Genomic DNA, 17,827 nt, shown 5'->3' with positions numbered 1-17,827 from the left:
CTTACGCTACGGGTTTTTTGCTTTCTGGGATTTAAAAAAATGAAGTCCATATGAGCGTAGTACATTGCCAAAAGTCTCTTTACAGAACCCCGTCGCTTACGCTACGGGGTTCTTGCGTTCTAGAGATCAAAGCACCCATGATCGATATCTGAAAGTTAAGCTCTAATATGAATGTAACTCTTACAAACCGTATTGATGGAAATACAAGATGGTACTCAGATAACGCTCATAATAGAAGATAGGGCGTCATTCAGCATACTTAGATTAATTGTTCGCTCTATAATTATTCAAGGTAAAAAATTGCGTAAGAGGAGTGCTGAAATGAAGGAGATAAACGAAAAGACTAACGCCTTTGATTTATATAATATCTAACTGTTTGATGTACAGATCACTGTAAGCGTTATTAAGGTAATTTCAATTGGTATAAGTAAACAGATGTTCTTTAGCGTAACGTTATCTAACTATTTAAACCTAATAGACCTAATAAAGAAATCTAGCTTAGCTTTCAAAAACACCAACTACCATTGAGATAAGAAATAATGCTGAAGCTGGGATCATAGTTAATATGAATAAAGTATTTAAATCTAACATGGTCTTTCCTTGTATCTTTCGTATTTAAAATAGAGCTAATAAGTAATGCGAAATGTGTGTATTTATTACTAAGTTGCAATAAGTATTACAAAGGTTGTGCCAATGTTATGATTAATTGTTAACAGATTGATTAATATGGTTATTTAGTTTTCGTCATTCTTTGAATATATGAAGGATGTTTGATTGTTAATCGATGGGTGGTTATAACGGCTATTTTGTGGTTAAAAATACCGATAAATTATTAAAAGAATAATTTGCTAATATTTTAAGATCTCAATATCGGGACACTCATTCCCAATATTGAGATAAGAAGAGCTATTAAGGCAAAGTAACCTTATTGAATGCATCAAGAAGTACTTGTCCACTAGCGCCATCTTTACCTGCACACTCACTCAAGTGTTGTCTGAACTTACGCGCTCCTGATAAACCATTACAAAGCCCTAACATATGGCGCAGTATATGCCACGCACGGCCGCCGTTTGCTATTGTTTCATCGATATAAGGAACCATTAAGTCAATCACTTCAGATCTTGATAATTTTGTTGTGTTTGATTGGTATATTTCATTATCTGCATCCGTAAGGATATAGGGGCTGTTATATATTTCCCGTCCAATCATCACGCCATCAATATGCTGAAGGTGTTCATTCGCTTCTGAGAACGTTTTAATCCCACCATTAATAGATATTTCTAAATCCTTGAAATCGTTTTTTATTTGATAGACACGATCATAGTCTAATGGAGGAACGTCACGATTCTGTTTAGGACTTAATCCAGTCAACCAGGCTTTTCTTGCATGGATAATGAAATGACTACAATCAGCTTTTGATACTTCTTCAATAAATGTATGCAAAAACTCGTAAGAGTCTAAATCATCGATACCGATCCGTGATTTTACGGTAACTGGAATATTAGTCGCAGATTGCATTTGGTTAACGCATTCAGCAACCAAAGAAGGTTCAGCCATTAAGCAAGCACCAAATCGACCGTTCTGAACTCTATCTGACGGACAGCCAACATTAATATTTACTTCATCATAACCATATTGTTCAGCAATTTTGGCACATTCAGTCATTGCTTTTACATCACTTCCCCCTAGTTGTAATACTAATGGGTGTTCTGCATCGTTATAGGATAAATAATCTCCCTTGCCACGCAAAATAGCACCGGTAGTGACCATTTCAGTGTAAAGAACTGTGTGTTGAGTCATTAATCGATAGAAATATCGAGAATGTCTATCCGTCCAATCGAGCATCGGCGCAACTGAGAGCTTGTGATTGATTGTAGGCCTTGCTATATATGGCTTTGTGTCGGTAATTATGGTCATTTGATTAAGCTCCAAATCGGCTTGAATCGCCTGTACTTTCGTTGAGTTTCCGTCTAAGGTGTTCCGTAAGTGTTCCATTCTGAGTAGGACGATTAAGGAAAATATTCATGGCATCAGTAACAATTGATAAACGCCAAAAGGCAAACGGAGATTTCAGCTATCGATGTACAGTTCGAGTAAAAAAGAATGGTGCGATTATACATAGGGAATCCAGAACATTCAGTAAAAAAGAATTAGCGAATACTTGGGGAAGAATCAGAAAAGACGATATTGAACTAAACAGTATTATTCTTCAAGAAAAGAAAATATCAATTGCTGAATTGATAGACCTATATATCAATGATGCCGATTTATGGGGAAACACTGGAAGAACTAAACGATACGTAATCGATATGTTACGGGATTGTCCTATTGCATCAGTTTTAGCAAATGAGCTCAAAACTAGTGATTTAATAAGCCACTGCAGAATGCGCCGGGATGCAGGGGCTGGAGGTGCGACTGTTTATCACGATATTGCATATTTACGAAGCATAATGAAAAAAGCTCTTCCCGTTTTTGATGTAAAAGCAAATTGGAAAATATTTGAAGATGCAGTTCCTGTACTAATTGACATGAAACTTGTTGGCAAGAGCCAAAAGCGTACACGCAGACCCACAGAAAATGAATTGGAAAGGCTTATTGAAGCACTAACAAAAAGACAGAAGCAACAAAGTAGTAAAATCCCCTTTGTTGATATTCTTAATTTTTCCATACTGACATGTATGAGAATAGGTGAAGTCTGTAAGATTAAATGGGAAGATTTAAATCATGAACACAAAACGGTAATTGTAAGAGACAGAAAAGACCCAAGGAAGAAAGAGGGTAACCATATGATCGTTCCGTTATTAGCTGGTTCATACGACATAGTGAAAAAGCAATTAGAAACAGATGAGAGAATCTTTCCTTATGCTTCTGCCTCCGTATCAGCAGGGTTTCAGTGTGTTAGAAATACTTTAGGCATAACTGACTTAAGATATCATGACTTAAGACGAGAGGGCGCATCTAGGCTGTTTGAAAAAGGTTATAGCATTGAAGAAGTGGCACAAGTCACAGGACATAGAAATTTGAATATACTTTGGCAAGTGTATACGCAGTTATTCCCTCATAAACTGCATGATAAGTTTGACCATTAAGCAAGAGTGACACGCCCTTATTATGAATTGTAAGTAGGGACTCGATTTCCCTTCCCTACGACGCAAAACCCTTATCAATCTATAGGTTACTAAGGGTTTTTCTATTTAGTACCCATCAATAGAAATAAGAGCAACAACCAATATGCTGTTTGACTAAAAAGAGTAGGATTAATTTTTATAAATATAACGTAAAAAAAAACCTCAGACCATGCTGAGGTTTTATTTTGAAATATTGTTTATACTTTTTTTCTTGAAAATCCAAGAGCAGATAACGCTAAACCAAATAACGCAATACTGACTGGCTCAGGAATATCGCTAGCATCTGCAAGACCAACATTAAAGGCAAGTACATTAGGAGCGTAAGTTGAAGCAAAAGCCGCAGGGTTTGCGCCGCCTAGGTAATAATCAAGAGGAATACTTGAATAATAAACATGACCAGCACCATATTCGAAAGTAAAATCAACTAGCTGATCTGCTATGCTGGTGTTAAAAATACCCATAAAAGGCATATCAATGCTAGCTGCGGTAACGTAGCCATGATTTGAAGAACTACCGCCATCTAAAGTTGAGTTGCTAATATCAACGCCAGCAACGTCGTTAGGGCCTACTAAATCGATATTTGAACCGTTTGCAAAACTTCTGGAAAAGTCAAAGTTATCAGCACCTGGAACAAATAAATCAGCATCGGTTACATAACGATCGTGGTATAAAAATACGCCACCAGCCTGAACATAGTTATCAAACTGTGTGGTGTTAGAGGTTAAGTTTGAATTATGGCTGCCATTGCTACTATTTAGCCCCCAAACAACGTCGTACATGCCTAAATTATTATAGTCAGAAATAATTTCAACATCGTAACCTAGGCTAGTGGCAACATTTGATGCAGCTGCCGTTTGGCTACCAAAAACACCAATTAAGGTTGCTTGGCTAGAAAAGCTACATACCAATACTGCAGCAGCGATATATTTTAATAGATTATTTTTCATGATTAATATATTCCTTTTATATTTTAATAAACTTAGTTTGTAATTCTTATTATTACGTATCTTAATGATATAACGCACATTACGTGCCAATAGTTCAAGTGATTGTTTTTTAAGCTAAATTGTTAGGTGTTAATATGCCATTGTAAAAAAAACAGACACTCTAAAAGGAACCTATATATATGAAAAAAAGTAATTCACGCCTGTTTGCATTATGGGATTATTAACCCAAGCTTTTTATAGGCAGTTTATTATGAAAATAATATTTTATTGAAACATCATTAGCACTAATATCAGTCTTTTGAATCATCAGTATAAGAATGTAGTAGCAAATTATACTCTGTTGATACATTCCACATCGTTAGAAGTCTCTTTAGTTCAACAAGCTCACTATGGGTGGGATCTTCATTAACTGATTTTTCTGATAAAAAATTTAAACGCTTAAATTCTTCGCTAGTCATAATAATCATCCTTGATTCATACTAACTAAATCATAGTTAACTTTTTGTTTTATACAAATTTATAGGTATTCGCTACGCGATGAAGTACAGAAGAACACTCGCTGCGCTCGTTTAGTGCAGTTTGTTTTTTTCTTAACGCTTCGCTAAAAAAAGAACAAACGTAAAACTGACAAATCACTGTAGGCTTTGGTATATAACGCTTACAGAGGTACTCCGAAAAAACTTTACCCCCGTATTACTAAACGGGAGTAAAATCTTTCATTTCCTCCCAACGCTCAATTCCTCTTCCTCGTTGCTCAGGCTTCGCCCTCGTCCTCGTCATCATCGCTCAGGGTCGTCAATTGAAAGCTCATTGGCCTAAAATAATTGCAGTAGTCATTAAGTAAAAGAAAAGAGAAAGTTCAAAAGAAGGTTTAGCAGGAACGCGGATTAAGATTTTTATGTGTTGAACAACTGGAGAACGCGAGCAACGGTTTCCCCAGTTGCTCTATCTCTAATAAAACTACGTTTTATGTTACGCTCCGCTTCATGCTTCGCATAAGGTTTATTCTTTAGGTATAGGCATTTGATTATAGGCGTGAGTAATAATTTGGTTCAAATCATGACCAGAAGCTAACATCTGATTATAAAGCGCTGAGGCTTGCGGTGTAAGCGTTGTATTAACCGTCACTAACTTACTCGCTTTCTTTTTATCCCTAGCCTTTTTAGCTCTTTGTGCCCCTGTTAAAGCATTAGCCAATTTAGGGCGACCAATTTTTTTAGGTATGTCATTAAGCTGCAATTGAATCTCTTTAGTGTTACGCGAAACGATAATAGTATCACAAGTGCTCTCAATTGATAAATCATCGTCTTTCTTTTGCGCTTCAGTAAATTCTACCTGTTCAACTTCAAGTGACTTAATAGTATTTTCAAGCGTAGAACGCGCACGAATGATATTAACTGATGCAACATCTTTTCTCTTAGCATCAAGAACAAGCTGTATCAGCTCACCATGAACCGTATCAAAATCAATAAAGCCATTAAGGTTCAAATCATCAAACAAAGACTTAATTTGATACAAAGGCATACCATTTAATAGCGATTTATCTGCTAAATGAACTATGTTTAATATTTCTTGTAGCTCTTTGATGTTGTTCATATCATCCCTCTTAGTTAGTAAGATAATTATATGTTACGCGTAACACCAAGTAAAGGTTTATGTTACGTGTAACGATAAATGAATCAACTAAAGTAATGACAACTCAACAGGGCTATTACCCCTGACTTCTTGAAATGGCTCACTCGGTTTAGTTGGCTCACAATACACATAGTTACTGTGATTATTTGACCTTAATTCAACTAAACAGTCTGAGCTAAAGAAAATCTTATAACCCATCGCTATTAACGATTCAGAGCCAACATTTAACACTTCATCATTAATATAAGCAGTGAAGACATAATCACGAGTAACACGATGCTTATTAAAATAAACCGTATTAACCGCATTGATATACATCTTGGTCGCACCGAACGGCAGCGCTACAAAATTATTAGGCGCAGTAACAGTCGAAACGCTAGCACGACGAAAAGAAAAAGGATTAATCTCCCCATCACTTTTTTGAGTAGGACGAACGGAAACATTAGCAACTTGAGCAGCAGCCGCTGAAGCTTTCGGACTTTGTGAAATCGCATTAGGTAAACTATTCGCCAACGGTTCATCAACTTCAATGCTTTCATCGTCGAAGAAAAAGAAAACCATATACACAAGATAGGCAACCACAAAGGCGAAGCCAACAATAACACTAGGAGTAATAGGCGACTGACCAGCGCCCGACTTAGTAGATTTTCCTGTTGCTGTGGACTTATAAAGTTTGAAAACATCGAGCGGCACCTTTTTGAACGTGACAATATCGTTTTTACCAACAGAAATTCCGTTAGTTTTGGGTAAATGTTCTAGAATTCTAGGACGTCTTTTATAATAGGGAATTGGGATCGCATCTTTTGACGAATGCGCATAAGCAACCTCACAAACAGAACGGATAAACGATGATATTTCCTTAATGTCAGGCGTGGCCAATAAGATATCCCAGTTGTAATGCCTATGACGCATAAAGCATTCACGTAGCGTTCTTGGGTAACGTAAGTAATTTCGTTCATCAAAAAGAGATTCACCAATATCGTCCTGATAATCTTCAATGTTCACATTGGACTTAATTTTGCGTTGTTCTTCATGATAAATTTCCGAAAACTCTTGAGGCAATAACTCATCAAAAGTGCCCTCAGTCTTATAGTCATAATCAGAAGCCTTAAAAGACTTATCATTTGGGTAAATATCTTGTATTTCATCCAGAAAGATAAGCGCGCCAATCGGCAACCAATGAAAGAAATTACGCATCAGCAACATACCCGTATCATTACCAATACTTATTCGTAACAATCTAGCCGTACTAGGAAAAACCTCTTTTAACTCGCGCTGTATCTCCTCAAGCGTTTTAATGCCCTGCAAATTAGTCACAACTACACGACCAAGGCGCAAAGCAGGAACAATTTCAAACCACATGGCCGTAGATGATTTGTAAGAACCAGGGGGACCATGAAAAACTTTAGTAGCCATGACTTAACCTCTTTGCATATAAAACAAAACGACAAATGAAAGAACAATCAAAAAAGATAAACGCGCAGACAAATATATAAATCTAATCATTAAAAACTCATCTGATAAACAAGGCGGGTAATAAGCGCCTCAATAAGTAAGCTAAGCGCATCAAAAAAACGCATATCTGAAGCCGCTTGTCGTAAATCAGGCGGAAGATTAGAAATTGCCGTATTAACAACCTCATTAATGTTAATCATTTGAATAAAAGATAAGGCGACCTCATGAGCAAAAACCAACGTTTCATACATAAGATAAAACTTTAAATAAAGTAAATAACTCGTTAGCCAAACAAAAAAATCACCTATTGCAGTAGGAATAATGACAGTAAAAAACTCATAAATACTCATGAAAAAGATTGTGGCAGTATCAAAAAAACCAGTAACACCCGTTTGAGGAGCAGCAAAAACATCAAAGGAAAAAAAAGCTAATAAAACAAAAATCAATATCTTCATGATTTAATCCCCCCAAGTACAATAGTCAACGCACTAAGGGCAGCAAGAAAATAAACAACATTGCCAACACCGCCAAAATACTCAGAAAAACGAGCTAATGAAATATCGTGAGAGCCCCATTTACCTAAATCAAGATTATTAGATTGATAACCACCACTATTACCCGCCGTAAAATTAAACTTTTCCCTTACCTCATTAATAAACAATCTATTCTCAACACCAATAGAAGCCTTAAAACCATCAGTCAGACCAGTTAAGTCACTTTCATTAATAAAAAGAGTGTCATAAGCACTAAAGCTAGCTACGCCAAAATCAGACTGATAACTACCCCCTAATTCATCACCCAAACCATCAATTTTATCACCCAAACCATCAATACCAGTACCCAAACCATTAACCGCATCAACAATACCTGAATCATCAAAATCACTAGAACCAATACCATTAATTGCATCTACAATATTGCCATCATAAAAAGGAGAAGCATTATTAACAGCATCAATAATGCCGTTCGCAGATTCGCTAATCGTTCTTTGAATATCATCAGTTTTTTCAACAATTGTGCGATTAGTAGTATCAGTGGTAGACGCTAAATTTTCAGTATTATCATTGCGAGATTTAACAACTTCATTTATTAATTTATCACCCTGCAAAGAGGACATACTTGAAGAAGAATCAGAAGAAGAGCCGTCAGGCTCATAATCAATATCATTTTCTGTATCAGGGTCAGTAGTCGTATTACTTGGAGAGCCAACATCAGAGCCAGAGCCACCAGAGCCAAAATCTAAATCACTAGGAGCGTCTTTAACATCACAATAATTATTAGCTAAGCTTGGAATACATTGTTCTTGTGCAGGAGTTCCATCATTACACGTCCCAGTACAAGACGTTGTACCGTCACCATTATCAGTATAATTAGAGGAAGCCATATCAAGATTATTAGCACACTGCTGTATAATTTTATCCCTGCATTGCTCAGCTGGTTCTTTGGGCGTATCAGAGCAACTATGAGTAAAATTATCAGCCTGTGGAGTACCGATATATTGAAAATCAGTTAATAACTTAGATTCACCCTGACAGATGTTATTCGCATAAAAGAAACACTCTTCTCTATCAGAGCAAACAAGACCGTCATCAACAAAGCTAGCTCTAAAAACAACACTAACAACAGCAGCATAATTATTATATTTTCGATAATAAACCGTAACAGAAGAAGTAACGCCAGAAACAGAAACACCTGATTGATTGCTTTTATTAAAATCATTACCACCAGTAACACTGCTATTAATAGTTGCAGGCAGAGTACCAAGACATTCATCTATATTAGAGCCACAAAGAGTTCCTGCAGGAACTAAAATCATCGAACTAAAAGACGCATTTTGACTAAGCCTGTATTGACCAGCATTTGAAAAAAAGCTAAAGAACATAAAAAGTAGAACAATATAACGCAACATAATAAGACCTAAATTTTAGGTAAAAAAAAGAGCTTCCTAAGAAGCCCTAATCCCGCTTGTAAATCCCTCGATACAGCAGTAATAAAGGCAACAAGCTAATAGAATGGTTGTAACCATCGCTTAACGACCGAACCAACCAAGCATTTTACCAACACCAAAACCAAGGATTGCTACACCAATAACACCCGCTATAACAGCGGTTACATTGCCACTACCTTCAGTTACTGCCGTACCAATTTGAGCCGTATAATCAGCCGCTTGAACCGCAGCAGAAGAGCCAGCAATTGCAGAAACAGCAGCTACCGTTTTAACTTTTTTTGTTTTTAAAAAACTAACTAATTTGTTCATGTTATAAACCTTCTTTTATTTACCTAACCAGCGAGCAACACGCCCACCGAAATGTGATGTTAAAAAAGCCATAATTAGACTTAATTCAACGATTGCGAACACTTCTACATCAAAAGCAAAAAGCAGATGTAGCGTTTCGTTCATTTGTTGTAGTGAGCCACTTTGTAATTCAACGAATTCAGACTGACTCACCAAAACAAATTCTGTACAGTCCGTTTCTGCAACTATTTTTAAATAACCTGTACCGTCATTAGCTGCACAAACCGACATAATTAATTAACCCGCTTTTTGTTGAGTCGCTGGTTCAATCACAAGCAGTACGGCTTTTGAATCAACGTAAACATTGCGGTAATCACCTACGTTCACAGGTAATTCAACTAAAGCGCCGTGACTTTCTGAAAGCGTCTTAATAAAGAACGCATCTTTTTCTTTTTCAGTGCTTATGCGAGCGGTTCTAATCATCTTTTGTTCTTGGTCAAAGCCATTAACAAAAGAGACTTCAATACCAATTTCGGTATAGCTGACCTCTTGGTTTTGGCCGTTTTTATCAACGTAACGATTTTTAGTTAACTTGGTACCTACTAAAATGCCACGTAAAAAAATACCTGTTTGAATACTCATGTTTATCTCTCCAAAATAATTAATGTTTAAGCTGCTGCCGTTTGTGCTTGTTGTTGTAAAACCCACTCTTCAATAACGGAGGCTTTCAACCGTTTAGGCATTGACGAACGACAGTCGGGCTCTTCAATGTCTTTTACAAATTTCTCTACAATTTCACTATCTGATAACCCACAAATGACGCGCATCATGTTGATGGCTTTACGTGTGCTGATAACTTGGTTTTCAACAATTTTCTCAATGGTCATGGTGGCTTGTTTAACCAAGGTTTTAATTTTGCATTGCTCAACACTTAAGAACGCGAGTGCTGGGTAAGTGGCCGCAAGGTATTCACTCGGCTTTACCATCGCATCAAGGGGAATAACGCGTTGGCTTGAATGTAATTCAACTTCCCACCGAACCCACTTTGATTTCATATCACCAAGCTGTTTACCTTTTTCATAAATGCGTAACAGCTTGCCCGATTCACGAGAACCGATATAAAGCGTTTTTCCCTTGCTTGGAATAAACCCAAAGGTTTTCTTAGCGGTTGATTTAGACGACTCGTGACTGATTTCTTTTAAGTCTTTGAAATTCTCTTTCAGCATTTTTTCAGTTAAGTGCCCAGACTCAACATACATATAACAAGCAGGGCGACCGCCAGAGTTAAACTGGCCTTTCTTGGCTTTACTCAATGCTCGTTTAATAGAGTGCTTCCCTGCGTAATCGTCATGCGCTAAATCAATACGGGTGATTTTTAAAGCGGGTATGTTTTTGATTTCGTCATAAAGGCGTTTCATATCCAAAGCGTTACAACCCGTTCCCATGAACGACACGTAACAACCAAGGTTTTTACCACCCCAACAAATAACACCCGCTTGCTCACCATCAGCGTACAAAGTAGCGGAATAAGAATAATTAAAACGTCCTGTTGGATTATTCTTAACGGTCCAAATATAGGTTTCCTGATTGAACACATGATTCAAACGACAAACAAAGCGTTCTACTTCACCGCAACAAAGGACATCAAGTAAATCGACGCCAATGTTGTCTAATAAGTTGTTTAAACGGTCACCATATTTAATGCCGGTATCGACTTCTAATTCGCCTTTTAACATGTCACGTAATTCATAACGTGCAGCGACTTCATTGTCTGAAAGCGCAAGTGATTTAAGCGGTAAATCTTTATGTCTACGATTGTTATATTCACGTGTAATGGTGCTACAGGATTCTTTATAACGGCTCAAAATGGCTTCGTATTCATGCGCGTTAAAGGCATTGGTGCCTAACAATTCTTTGTTTTTTGTGTTTTCAAGCTTTGCTAGTTCACGGTTTAACGCCGCATCTTTGGCCTTAACGATTAATTCGCTTTTGATACACGCGCCTATCTTTGCCATCTGCTTAATGTTTAATAATTCTTTGGGTGACCAAGTCAGTGACAAGGCATCCACTAAACAAGGGATTGTTGTTGGTTTAGTTTTCATCAAAAGCCCCTTGTCGTTGTAGTTCGTGATAGTTGTTTTCATCAACTTCAATTAAGTTGAATTCGTGACCATATACCGTTTGAAGAAATCCAATTAACGAGACTAAATTACAAAAGTGATGCACTTGGCCGTTGTGCTGTATAGCAACATCGCCCCAATCTTCCCTTTGAAAATAGACGTTAGGATTATTCATAGTTAAGCTACGTGTACTTGTTGCCATTCTTTCGAGGCAATTTCATATTGTTTGTCGATATAACTCGCTAAATCTTCTACCTTTATGAATACAGGGCTGCGTTCAGACTTACTTAAGCTGAATGTTGGAACTGGAAAATCTTGGCCTTTGATTTTTTGCTTAGCCGTTTTTACGCTAATACCGAAGAATTCTTGGCAAACGTCTTTCAGTTCGATCACAGGTGATTCAAAACGAGCTAGCAGTGCGAAATTTGTATTCATATATCACCTATGTAATCATTTAGGGTTAAAGCAATTCAAAGCGATTACAACCGACTCTAACCGCTCCGTATCGCTCCATAAAGATACTATTTCATAATGGAGCGTTTTGCAACAATGTTTTTAAAGGAAAATAGTGTGGATGATTTTGATAAACAATTGGATGATTTATTTAAAACAACTAAAACGAGTAGAATTAGTGAGTTATCTGAAGCTTTAGGGGTTTCACCAACTACAATAAGAACATGGAGAGGTCGAAATAAAATTCCTGCCAGCGCATTTAGAAAGGCAGAGCTATCAATCCAAAACGATTCAAACGTAAAAGCTGATACCCGTATTAGCCTTCCTTTTTATGAAATATCAGCTTCCGCAGGGGGAGGGGCATTAGTAGAAGTGGAAGAACAAGCTAACTTAATTAGCTTTGAGCCAGAGTGGCTAAATAAAGAAATTGGTGTAAACGCCAATGATGTATTTTTGATGTTAGTAGATGGTGACAGTATGTATCCAACATTAAAGAACGGTGCCATGATAATGGTGAATAAACATTTTAATGGTTTAAGTGATGGTATTTACGTGATGCGACACGAACAAAACCTGTTAGTTAAACGCTTACAAATGTTGCCTAACGGAATTATCAAAGTGAAATCAGACAATACTCTTTACGAACCTTGGGAAATAAATAAAGAAAACCTAGACGGAACAGATATAGAAATTATTGGAAGAGTAGTTTGGTCAGGTCAACGAATGTAGTGCCAAACATAACTTGCGATTTATTAAAGCGCGAGGCTTTGGACTAAAGCAATAATACAATAGAGATAATAATATATGAGTCAGTCAATGGAAAATTTTGCGGCTACTTTGGAATTGCTTGAAGAAGAAATTGGACTTGAAGATCTAAGCCAGTTATTAGCAGATATGCTGCTTGTTTGTTCTACAAGGATTGTAGGAGATGCTCCTAATAACTGGACTGTCAAAACAGAAATTGTTAATGGTGAGGTGACAGCTATTACTGATGCTGCCTTGTCTAAAGTTAATGTTTTATAACATTAACTTTATTATCGATACCAAAGAATTAACACCATAGCCACTTGTTATGTGTTTGTTCGTTTAATATGCAGTTTAAATAGTCAACTAATGCCACAAAGCCGACCTAATTTAAGCGTGAATTTATCTCAAGAAATAGTCAGCTTTGCCACCACAGGGGTCATTCGTCATCAAACTATTAATGCTAACTTTAGTCGCTTTGCAGAAGCTAGGAGTAGCGATATCAAAGCTTCCGCAGTTGGCTTTATAGCTGTCGTTCAAATTGGATTATAAGGCTAACTAATACCAGATTTAGACCAATTCATAAACTAATTCATCTGAATATCTAAGCCTCTTAGACACAAAGAGTAGATTTTTACTTTGTTGAGAAATTAACTCTCACTGTAATAATTTTATTATAGATAAGGGAGTGAGAATCATATTAAGTCAAAGAGCCAGATACCCCCAAAGCGATACCAAATATTAAGAACGTTATCCCACTAAATTTATTAAAGAGTTGACGCCTTTTATCGCTTTTCAGTAAATGCTTAGCTTTGGAAGCAAGTGAAGCATAGCCAAAATAGATTGTAAAATGGATCACTGCACTGGTTAAACAAAGTAAAGAAATTTGTGGCATCAAAGCTAAGGTTGGATCAACAAATTGAGGCAATAAGGCAGATACAAAGATCAGTGCTTTTGGATTTAAAGATGTAACCAAAAATGCCTGTTTAAAAATTATCGAAGGCTTAATATTGTTAATTAAACACGAATTATCAGTATTTATCTGTGACGGAGGGGAATGATATGCCTTAATCCCCAAGTAACATAAATAAGTAGCACCTACTATCTTTATTATGCTTAATAATTCATCAAAGGCTAGTATGAGTGTTCCAAAGCTTGTTGCACTAATAATCAATAACAACTGAAATGCAGCAACATTTCCTAAAACACCTATGACTGCCAACTTCAAACCATAGTTTAGGCCATTATTTATCGAAAGTAATACGGATGGCCCAGGAGATAACAAAAGTACAGTGATAATCACTGTAAACGTAATATATAGCTCTATATTCATTTTCTTTCCTGCTGCGTTTTCTGGACTACTTGGCTAACAGATCTTCGCTCTATATTTTCACCACCATAATCACGTATTATATGACCAACTCTTATTCTGTAATGAAGAAAAATTTCTTTTTTGCCTTTTTCCTGAGCTATTTTGTGTTCGAAATTTTCTCTCCACTGCTTTATCGCCGTTTCATTTTCCCAGAATGACAACGACAAAAATGTGTCTGGGTCGGATAGGCTCTGAAAACGCTCAATAGATATATAACCATTCACTTCAGAGAGTATTGCTTTTAATTCATTAGCAATTTTGAAATATTCACTTTTACCCTCCAGTGTTGGAGTTACTTCAAAAATTACGCAAATCATAAATTCACCATAGGAGCTTGTTGATAGGTTCCATCTTCAATTGTTAAAAATGAACGTTTTTCTTCAATAATGAATTTATTCATTTGAGCAAATTCAAAATTTAGTTTGCCAGCTTTATCTTCTTTTAATTTTTTACGATATTTTTCATAATGTGCTAGAGAATTGAAACTGATTAAACCATAGGCAATAAAATTACTACCTTCGTGAGGTAAGAAATATCCAATCAAGTCACCTCCACAATTTGGAATTATTTGCCCCCAATTTTTAGCATACTCTTTAAAGTAATCTATCTTGTATGGATCTATTTTGTATTCAATAAAACATGTAATTAACATTGATATTGTCTCTGTTGTTGTTTTTAGATAGTCTACCCGTCATATTATATTTTGCTTCGATGTATATCGAACTATGCTAGGGGTTATAGTGGAACCAAATATTTCATTTGTTGCAAATCTGATTGGTGACAATACACGCAGTAAGATGTTAACCGCACTTATGGGCGGTAAAGCACTAACAGCAAGCGAATTAGCATTAGAGGCAGATATAACCTCTCAAACTGCAAGTAGCCATTTAGGTAAACTTGTTGATGGGGAATTACTTGTTGTACGGAAACAGGGAAGACATAAGTATTTTCAACTTAAGAATGGTGAGATTGCTTCATTACTGGAAATGTTATTGAATGTCAGTTCAACTATTAACAATCCAAAAACTAAGACAGGCCCCAGTGATCCAAGGTTAAGACAATCTAGAGTTTGTTATGATCATTTAGCAGGTGAATTAGGTGTTGTTCTGTATGATTCATTAGTAAAAAATAATCGTATTATTGACAGTGGTTGTGAAACAAAATTAACAGAAAGTGGAATGCAGTTCTTCAAAGAAATAGGGTTAAACATTTCGGAGTTAAAAAAAAGCAAACGTCCTTTGTGCAAGTCATGTTTAGATTGGAGTGAACGGCGTAACCATCTTTCAGGACAAGTAGGTTACTGGATATTAGTAGACATGTATAACCAAGGATGGGCAATAAAAGATGTAGATTCAAGGTGTATTTTATTTACCCAAAAGGGACTAAAACAATTTAAGAAAACTTATCAAATAATATCTCCTTAATATGAAGGGTAGAGTTTTATTACTTGCTAGAGTGTTAATAACCTTACAAATATTTATGACTGCTTATGTTTCTAAAGTGATCTTAATATTGAGTGATTTCAGCGGGTAGTTTAGACCGTAAAGTAGTAAATGTTAGTATTCTTAGAGACTCTCCCACTGGCAGCTTAGAGCTTGAAGCGGACGTTAGGATTATCGTGTTGCTAACTTCCGCTTAGCGCACCAAGGGAACATAAACTCAGTAATATAACATCAGTTTTAGTATCTAATTGATCTCTATAAAGAGACTTACAATGAGAGATGAAATTATCTGAATTAGCTATGAAGTGTGAATTTGATTTGGGGCCCTTTTTCTCTTTATTATTTATTAAGGGTTCCAATGGTGCTCCATTAGTATCTTTAGGTCAGGATAAATAGATATTTAAGTCCAATCGAGCATATTAGATTAGGTATAAAAAAGCCCCGATAAATATCGAGGCTTCAATCAAAACTAAACAGATAATCTATGCAGTTTTCTTTTTTCTAGAAAAACCGATTCCAGCTAATCCCAGACCAAACAAAGCAAGTGAGATTGGTTCTGGTACATCTACGGCATTGAAAGATATATTGTCAACAGCTTCAATTAAGTTAATTGCTGCCCCACTAACATCACCATACCAAAATAAAGCACTATCAAAACTGGCGGCTGATATATTTATAGATTGATCAGTAAGGTCATTGCGATTCATGAGGACACTAGTTATACCTACTGAGCTACCACCATTGAATATTTCTAACCAAGCGAGATCGCCTGAATTTGAACAACAAGCATCATCATTTCCAAAGAATAAGCTTAGAGAATCAATAGTAAAGTCAAAATCAATCTGCAATCGACTCGCATCATCACCAAAGACTAAAAGATTCTGACTACCTAAAGCCTGATGTGTATGTATCTGTAAGCCAGAGGCTATAGTATCAGTAAAATGTACGCCCGAATCTGAAGTTGAGGTAAAACCATTTGAGACACCTCCGAAACTGTCACCTTCAAAATCAATAAGTCCAGCCATTGTCGGTGAGCTTAAAAAAGCCGCAAAAGCAAAAGCTAATAATTGTATTTTCATTTCCGTATACCCCTTCCATAAATTAATTGAATTTTCTTCCTATTAGTATGTAGCAATATACACACCAATTTTTTATGTTGTTGATTTTAAACTTTTTATTTAAATTGAATCGAAATTTATATATAAAGTGCAAAAAAAACCGACAGTAATTTAGACTACGTATATAAATATTTTACAAGTATGCGAAGGTGGTGGTTCCACTGCCTAACGCCATGTTAAGCGGTAAATAATAGTTGGCTAAAATGTTTGGAACAACAGCCAGCTCAGTAACATGGCATAAAATCTTTATTAGAAAATATATGGCAAAAAATATAAGGTTAATGTCAGGAGTGCGCACAACCGTGAACATTAGCACTGAGCCATACTTATAGTCCCTTTAATCAAAGGAGCACTATTATGTACAACATAATCCCTTACACCCCAAAACCTAGTTGGAATAAAGGAAAGCTTGTTGGTCAAAAACTTCCCCTTAAACTTGAGGAAGTTTGGTCTATTAGAACCAGGCTTGATTTGGCAGATAACCTTCGTGAATTAACAATGTTTAATTTAGCCCTCGATTGTAAATTAAGAGCATGTGACTTTATTAAACTCAAAGTGTCGGATATTGCGCATGGGAAAAATATTCAATCACGAGCAATGCTAATTCAACAAAAGACAGGAACTCCTGTTCAATTTGAAATAACCAAAAAAACGAGGGCAGCTTTACAAAAATGGATCTCATTTAGATCACTTCGTTCCAGTGATTATTTATTCGGAAGTAGAGTAAAAGATGGTTTCCATTTAACGACTAGGCAATACGCAAGAATAGTCAAAAAGTGGATCGCTAGTATTGGCTTGGATATAACATCCTACGGTACTCACTCAATGAGGCGTACTAAAGCAACCTTGATTTACAAAAAAACCAAGAACCTGAGAGCCGTTCAGATTCTGCTTGGTCATACAAAACTAGAAAGTACCGTTCGCTACCTTGGTATAGAAGTCGATGACGCACTTGAACTGTCAGAAACTATCGATATTTAAATCACAAATAACACAAGAAGCATGGACGCTTCCTGCCACATTGAAGACATTAGACCTTACATCCATAAAGACAGCTTTGGAGCACATTGCCGACATTAGGTGGTTGGCACTTAAAGCTGACTTGGATTAGATTTTGTATCGATAACGCTAAGCTAAGCGGAAAATACAGTTAGGATAAACTGCGCGAAGCGCGAGC

Annotated in this window: 23 protein-coding genes; 6 read left to right on the top strand and 17 right to left on the bottom strand. The window is 36.4% G+C overall.

The window, feature by feature from the left end; all coding sequences use genetic code 11:
* Window positions 1-909 precede the first annotated feature (909 nt).
* A complete protein-coding gene (dusA, locus tag CXF79_RS03835; protein ID WP_101154030.1) occupies window positions 910-1,917 on the bottom strand; it encodes a tRNA dihydrouridine(20/20a) synthase DusA in 1,008 nt (335 codons plus the stop codon).
* 107 nt (window positions 1,918-2,024) lie between these two features.
* Here dusA and CXF79_RS03830 point away from each other — a divergent pair, with 107 nt between their 5' ends.
* A complete protein-coding gene (locus CXF79_RS03830; RefSeq protein ID WP_101154021.1) occupies window positions 2,025-3,089 on the top strand; it encodes a site-specific integrase in 1,065 nt (354 codons plus the stop codon).
* Between the two features lie 236 nt (window positions 3,090-3,325).
* Here the strand turns inward: CXF79_RS03830 and CXF79_RS03825 are convergent, their stop codons facing one another.
* The 12 genes from CXF79_RS03825 to CXF79_RS03775 form a co-directional block, all read right to left on the bottom strand.
* The gene (locus CXF79_RS03825) at window positions 3,326-4,075 is read right to left on the bottom strand and encodes a PEP-CTERM sorting domain-containing protein (protein ID WP_101154020.1); all 750 of its coding nucleotides are present in this window, start codon (window positions 4,073-4,075) and stop codon (window positions 3,326-3,328) included.
* A 290-nt stretch (window positions 4,076-4,365) separates the two neighbouring features.
* On the bottom strand, window positions 4,366-4,533 hold the full coding sequence (locus CXF79_RS23330; protein ID WP_157825834.1) for a hypothetical protein: 168 nt from the start codon (window positions 4,531-4,533) through the stop codon (window positions 4,366-4,368).
* Between the two features lie 544 nt (window positions 4,534-5,077).
* A complete protein-coding gene (locus tag CXF79_RS03820) occupies window positions 5,078-5,671 on the bottom strand; it encodes a hypothetical protein (protein ID WP_101154019.1) in 594 nt (197 codons plus the stop codon).
* A gap of 87 nt (window positions 5,672-5,758) precedes the next feature.
* Entirely contained in the window at window positions 5,759-7,126 is a 1,368-nt protein-coding gene (locus CXF79_RS03815) for a zonular occludens toxin family protein (RefSeq protein ID WP_101154018.1), read from the bottom strand.
* An 89-nt stretch (window positions 7,127-7,215) separates the two neighbouring features.
* Window positions 7,216-7,620, bottom strand: a complete 405-nt coding sequence (locus CXF79_RS03810) for a hypothetical protein (protein ID WP_101154017.1) — start codon at window positions 7,618-7,620, stop codon at window positions 7,216-7,218.
* Window positions 7,617-9,074 (bottom strand): hypothetical protein, encoded by a 1,458-nt coding sequence (locus CXF79_RS03805; protein WP_232769069.1) that lies wholly within the window; start codon window positions 9,072-9,074, stop codon window positions 7,617-7,619. Before CXF79_RS03805 ends, CXF79_RS03810 begins: the two co-directional genes overlap by 4 nt.
* Before the next feature lie 120 nt (window positions 9,075-9,194).
* The gene (locus tag CXF79_RS03800) at window positions 9,195-9,422 is read right to left on the bottom strand and encodes a hypothetical protein (RefSeq protein WP_101154016.1); all 228 of its coding nucleotides are present in this window, start codon (window positions 9,420-9,422) and stop codon (window positions 9,195-9,197) included.
* 15 nt (window positions 9,423-9,437) lie between these two features.
* Window positions 9,438-9,692 (bottom strand): hypothetical protein, encoded by a 255-nt coding sequence (locus CXF79_RS03795; RefSeq protein WP_101154015.1) that lies wholly within the window; start codon window positions 9,690-9,692, stop codon window positions 9,438-9,440.
* Window positions 9,693-9,698: 6 nt separating this feature from the next.
* Window positions 9,699-10,043, bottom strand: a complete 345-nt coding sequence (locus CXF79_RS03790) for a hypothetical protein (protein WP_101154014.1) — start codon at window positions 10,041-10,043, stop codon at window positions 9,699-9,701.
* A 26-nt stretch (window positions 10,044-10,069) separates the two neighbouring features.
* On the bottom strand, window positions 10,070-11,503 hold the full coding sequence (locus CXF79_RS03785; protein ID WP_101154013.1) for a replication initiation factor domain-containing protein: 1,434 nt from the start codon (window positions 11,501-11,503) through the stop codon (window positions 10,070-10,072).
* On the bottom strand, window positions 11,493-11,696 hold the full coding sequence (locus CXF79_RS03780; protein ID WP_011041731.1) for a hypothetical protein: 204 nt from the start codon (window positions 11,694-11,696) through the stop codon (window positions 11,493-11,495). The genes CXF79_RS03785 and CXF79_RS03780 overlap by 11 nt, the downstream gene beginning before the upstream one ends.
* A 2-nt stretch (window positions 11,697-11,698) precedes the next feature.
* Window positions 11,699-11,956, bottom strand: a complete 258-nt coding sequence (locus CXF79_RS03775) for a pyocin activator PrtN family protein (protein WP_011041230.1) — start codon at window positions 11,954-11,956, stop codon at window positions 11,699-11,701.
* A gap of 135 nt (window positions 11,957-12,091) precedes the next feature.
* Here CXF79_RS03775 and CXF79_RS03770 point away from each other — a divergent pair, with 135 nt between their 5' ends.
* From CXF79_RS03770 to CXF79_RS03760, 3 genes are all read left to right on the top strand, one after another.
* Window positions 12,092-12,703, top strand: a complete 612-nt coding sequence (locus tag CXF79_RS03770; protein ID WP_232769068.1) for a helix-turn-helix domain-containing protein — start codon at window positions 12,092-12,094, stop codon at window positions 12,701-12,703.
* A gap of 87 nt (window positions 12,704-12,790) precedes the next feature.
* Window positions 12,791-12,997 carry a hypothetical protein gene (locus CXF79_RS03765; protein ID WP_157825833.1) on the top strand — a complete coding sequence of 69 codons (207 nt, stop codon included), beginning with the start codon at window positions 12,791-12,793 and terminating at the stop codon, window positions 12,995-12,997.
* A 90-nt stretch (window positions 12,998-13,087) separates the two neighbouring features.
* Window positions 13,088-13,270, top strand: coding sequence for a hypothetical protein (locus tag CXF79_RS03760; RefSeq protein WP_101154011.1), 183 nt, complete (start codon window positions 13,088-13,090; stop codon window positions 13,268-13,270).
* A 148-nt stretch (window positions 13,271-13,418) separates the two neighbouring features.
* Here the strand turns inward: CXF79_RS03760 and CXF79_RS03755 are convergent, their stop codons facing one another.
* From CXF79_RS03755 to CXF79_RS03745, 3 genes are read right to left on the bottom strand one after another with little or no spacing between them, the layout of a single operon-like run.
* Window positions 13,419-14,051: a LysE family translocator gene (locus CXF79_RS03755; protein ID WP_101154010.1), complete on the bottom strand. Its 633-nt coding sequence runs from the start codon at window positions 14,049-14,051 to the stop codon at window positions 13,419-13,421.
* Window positions 14,048-14,407, bottom strand: a complete 360-nt coding sequence (locus tag CXF79_RS03750; RefSeq protein ID WP_101154009.1) for an antibiotic biosynthesis monooxygenase family protein — start codon at window positions 14,405-14,407, stop codon at window positions 14,048-14,050. The genes CXF79_RS03755 and CXF79_RS03750 overlap by 4 nt, the downstream gene beginning before the upstream one ends.
* On the bottom strand, window positions 14,404-14,742 hold the full coding sequence (locus CXF79_RS03745) for an NIPSNAP family protein (protein ID WP_101154008.1): 339 nt from the start codon (window positions 14,740-14,742) through the stop codon (window positions 14,404-14,406). The genes CXF79_RS03750 and CXF79_RS03745 overlap by 4 nt, the downstream gene beginning before the upstream one ends.
* Before the next feature lie 88 nt (window positions 14,743-14,830).
* Between CXF79_RS03745 and CXF79_RS03740 the strand changes: the two genes are divergently transcribed.
* Window positions 14,831-15,514, top strand: a complete 684-nt coding sequence (locus CXF79_RS03740; RefSeq protein WP_198560030.1) for an ArsR/SmtB family transcription factor — start codon at window positions 14,831-14,833, stop codon at window positions 15,512-15,514.
* 500 nt (window positions 15,515-16,014) lie between these two features.
* Here CXF79_RS03740 and CXF79_RS03735 read toward each other — a convergent pair whose 3' ends face one another.
* Window positions 16,015-16,611 carry a PEP-CTERM sorting domain-containing protein gene (locus CXF79_RS03735; protein WP_101154006.1) on the bottom strand — a complete coding sequence of 199 codons (597 nt, stop codon included), beginning with the start codon at window positions 16,609-16,611 and terminating at the stop codon, window positions 16,015-16,017.
* Window positions 16,612-17,007: 396 nt separating this feature from the next.
* Between CXF79_RS03735 and CXF79_RS03730 the strand changes: the two genes are divergently transcribed.
* Window positions 17,008-17,631 (top strand): tyrosine-type recombinase/integrase, encoded by a 624-nt coding sequence (locus tag CXF79_RS03730; protein WP_101154005.1) that lies wholly within the window; start codon window positions 17,008-17,010, stop codon window positions 17,629-17,631.
* Window positions 17,632-17,827 lie beyond the last annotated feature (196 nt).

This window comes from Colwellia sp. Bg11-28 (assembly GCF_002836245.1).
Lineage (GTDB): Bacteria > Pseudomonadota > Gammaproteobacteria > Enterobacterales > Alteromonadaceae > Colwellia > Colwellia psychrerythraea_A.
Note: the sequence above shows the minus strand (reverse complement) of the source record. Positions and strands in the feature narration are given on the sequence as shown.

Coding starts and splice junctions, on each gene's coding strand:
- CXF79_RS03765 (WP_157825833.1), top strand. CDS start 12,791: ATGGAAAATTTTGCGGCTACTTTGGAATTGCTTGAAGAAGAAATTGGA.
- dusA (WP_101154030.1), bottom strand. CDS start 1,917: ATGACCATAATTACCGACACAAAGCCATATATAGCAAGGCCTACAATC.
- CXF79_RS03760 (WP_101154011.1), top strand. CDS start 13,088: ATGCCACAAAGCCGACCTAATTTAAGCGTGAATTTATCTCAAGAAATA.
- CXF79_RS03805 (WP_232769069.1), bottom strand. CDS start 9,074: ATGTTGCGTTATATTGTTCTACTTTTTATGTTCTTTAGCTTTTTTTCA.
- CXF79_RS03745 (WP_101154008.1), bottom strand. CDS start 14,742: ATGTTAATTACATGTTTTATTGAATACAAAATAGATCCATACAAGATA.
- CXF79_RS03785 (WP_101154013.1), bottom strand. CDS start 11,503: ATGAAAACTAAACCAACAACAATCCCTTGTTTAGTGGATGCCTTGTCA.
- CXF79_RS03775 (WP_011041230.1), bottom strand. CDS start 11,956: ATGAATACAAATTTCGCACTGCTAGCTCGTTTTGAATCACCTGTGATC.
- CXF79_RS03820 (WP_101154019.1), bottom strand. CDS start 5,671: ATGAACAACATCAAAGAGCTACAAGAAATATTAAACATAGTTCATTTA.
- CXF79_RS03825 (WP_101154020.1), bottom strand. CDS start 4,075: ATGAAAAATAATCTATTAAAATATATCGCTGCTGCAGTATTGGTATGT.
- CXF79_RS03750 (WP_101154009.1), bottom strand. CDS start 14,407: ATGATTTGCGTAATTTTTGAAGTAACTCCAACACTGGAGGGTAAAAGT.
- CXF79_RS03780 (WP_011041731.1), bottom strand. CDS start 11,696: ATGAATAATCCTAACGTCTATTTTCAAAGGGAAGATTGGGGCGATGTT.
- CXF79_RS03795 (WP_101154015.1), bottom strand. CDS start 9,692: ATGTCGGTTTGTGCAGCTAATGACGGTACAGGTTATTTAAAAATAGTT.
- CXF79_RS03735 (WP_101154006.1), bottom strand. CDS start 16,611: ATGAAAATACAATTATTAGCTTTTGCTTTTGCGGCTTTTTTAAGCTCA.
- CXF79_RS03810 (WP_101154017.1), bottom strand. CDS start 7,620: ATGAAGATATTGATTTTTGTTTTATTAGCTTTTTTTTCCTTTGATGTT.
- CXF79_RS03730 (WP_101154005.1), top strand. CDS start 17,008: ATGTACAACATAATCCCTTACACCCCAAAACCTAGTTGGAATAAAGGA.
- CXF79_RS03790 (WP_101154014.1), bottom strand. CDS start 10,043: ATGAGTATTCAAACAGGTATTTTTTTACGTGGCATTTTAGTAGGTACC.
- CXF79_RS03800 (WP_101154016.1), bottom strand. CDS start 9,422: ATGAACAAATTAGTTAGTTTTTTAAAAACAAAAAAAGTTAAAACGGTA.
- CXF79_RS03830 (WP_101154021.1), top strand. CDS start 2,025: ATGGCATCAGTAACAATTGATAAACGCCAAAAGGCAAACGGAGATTTC.
- CXF79_RS03815 (WP_101154018.1), bottom strand. CDS start 7,126: ATGGCTACTAAAGTTTTTCATGGTCCCCCTGGTTCTTACAAATCATCT.
- CXF79_RS23330 (WP_157825834.1), bottom strand. CDS start 4,533: ATGACTAGCGAAGAATTTAAGCGTTTAAATTTTTTATCAGAAAAATCA.
- CXF79_RS03755 (WP_101154010.1), bottom strand. CDS start 14,051: ATGAATATAGAGCTATATATTACGTTTACAGTGATTATCACTGTACTT.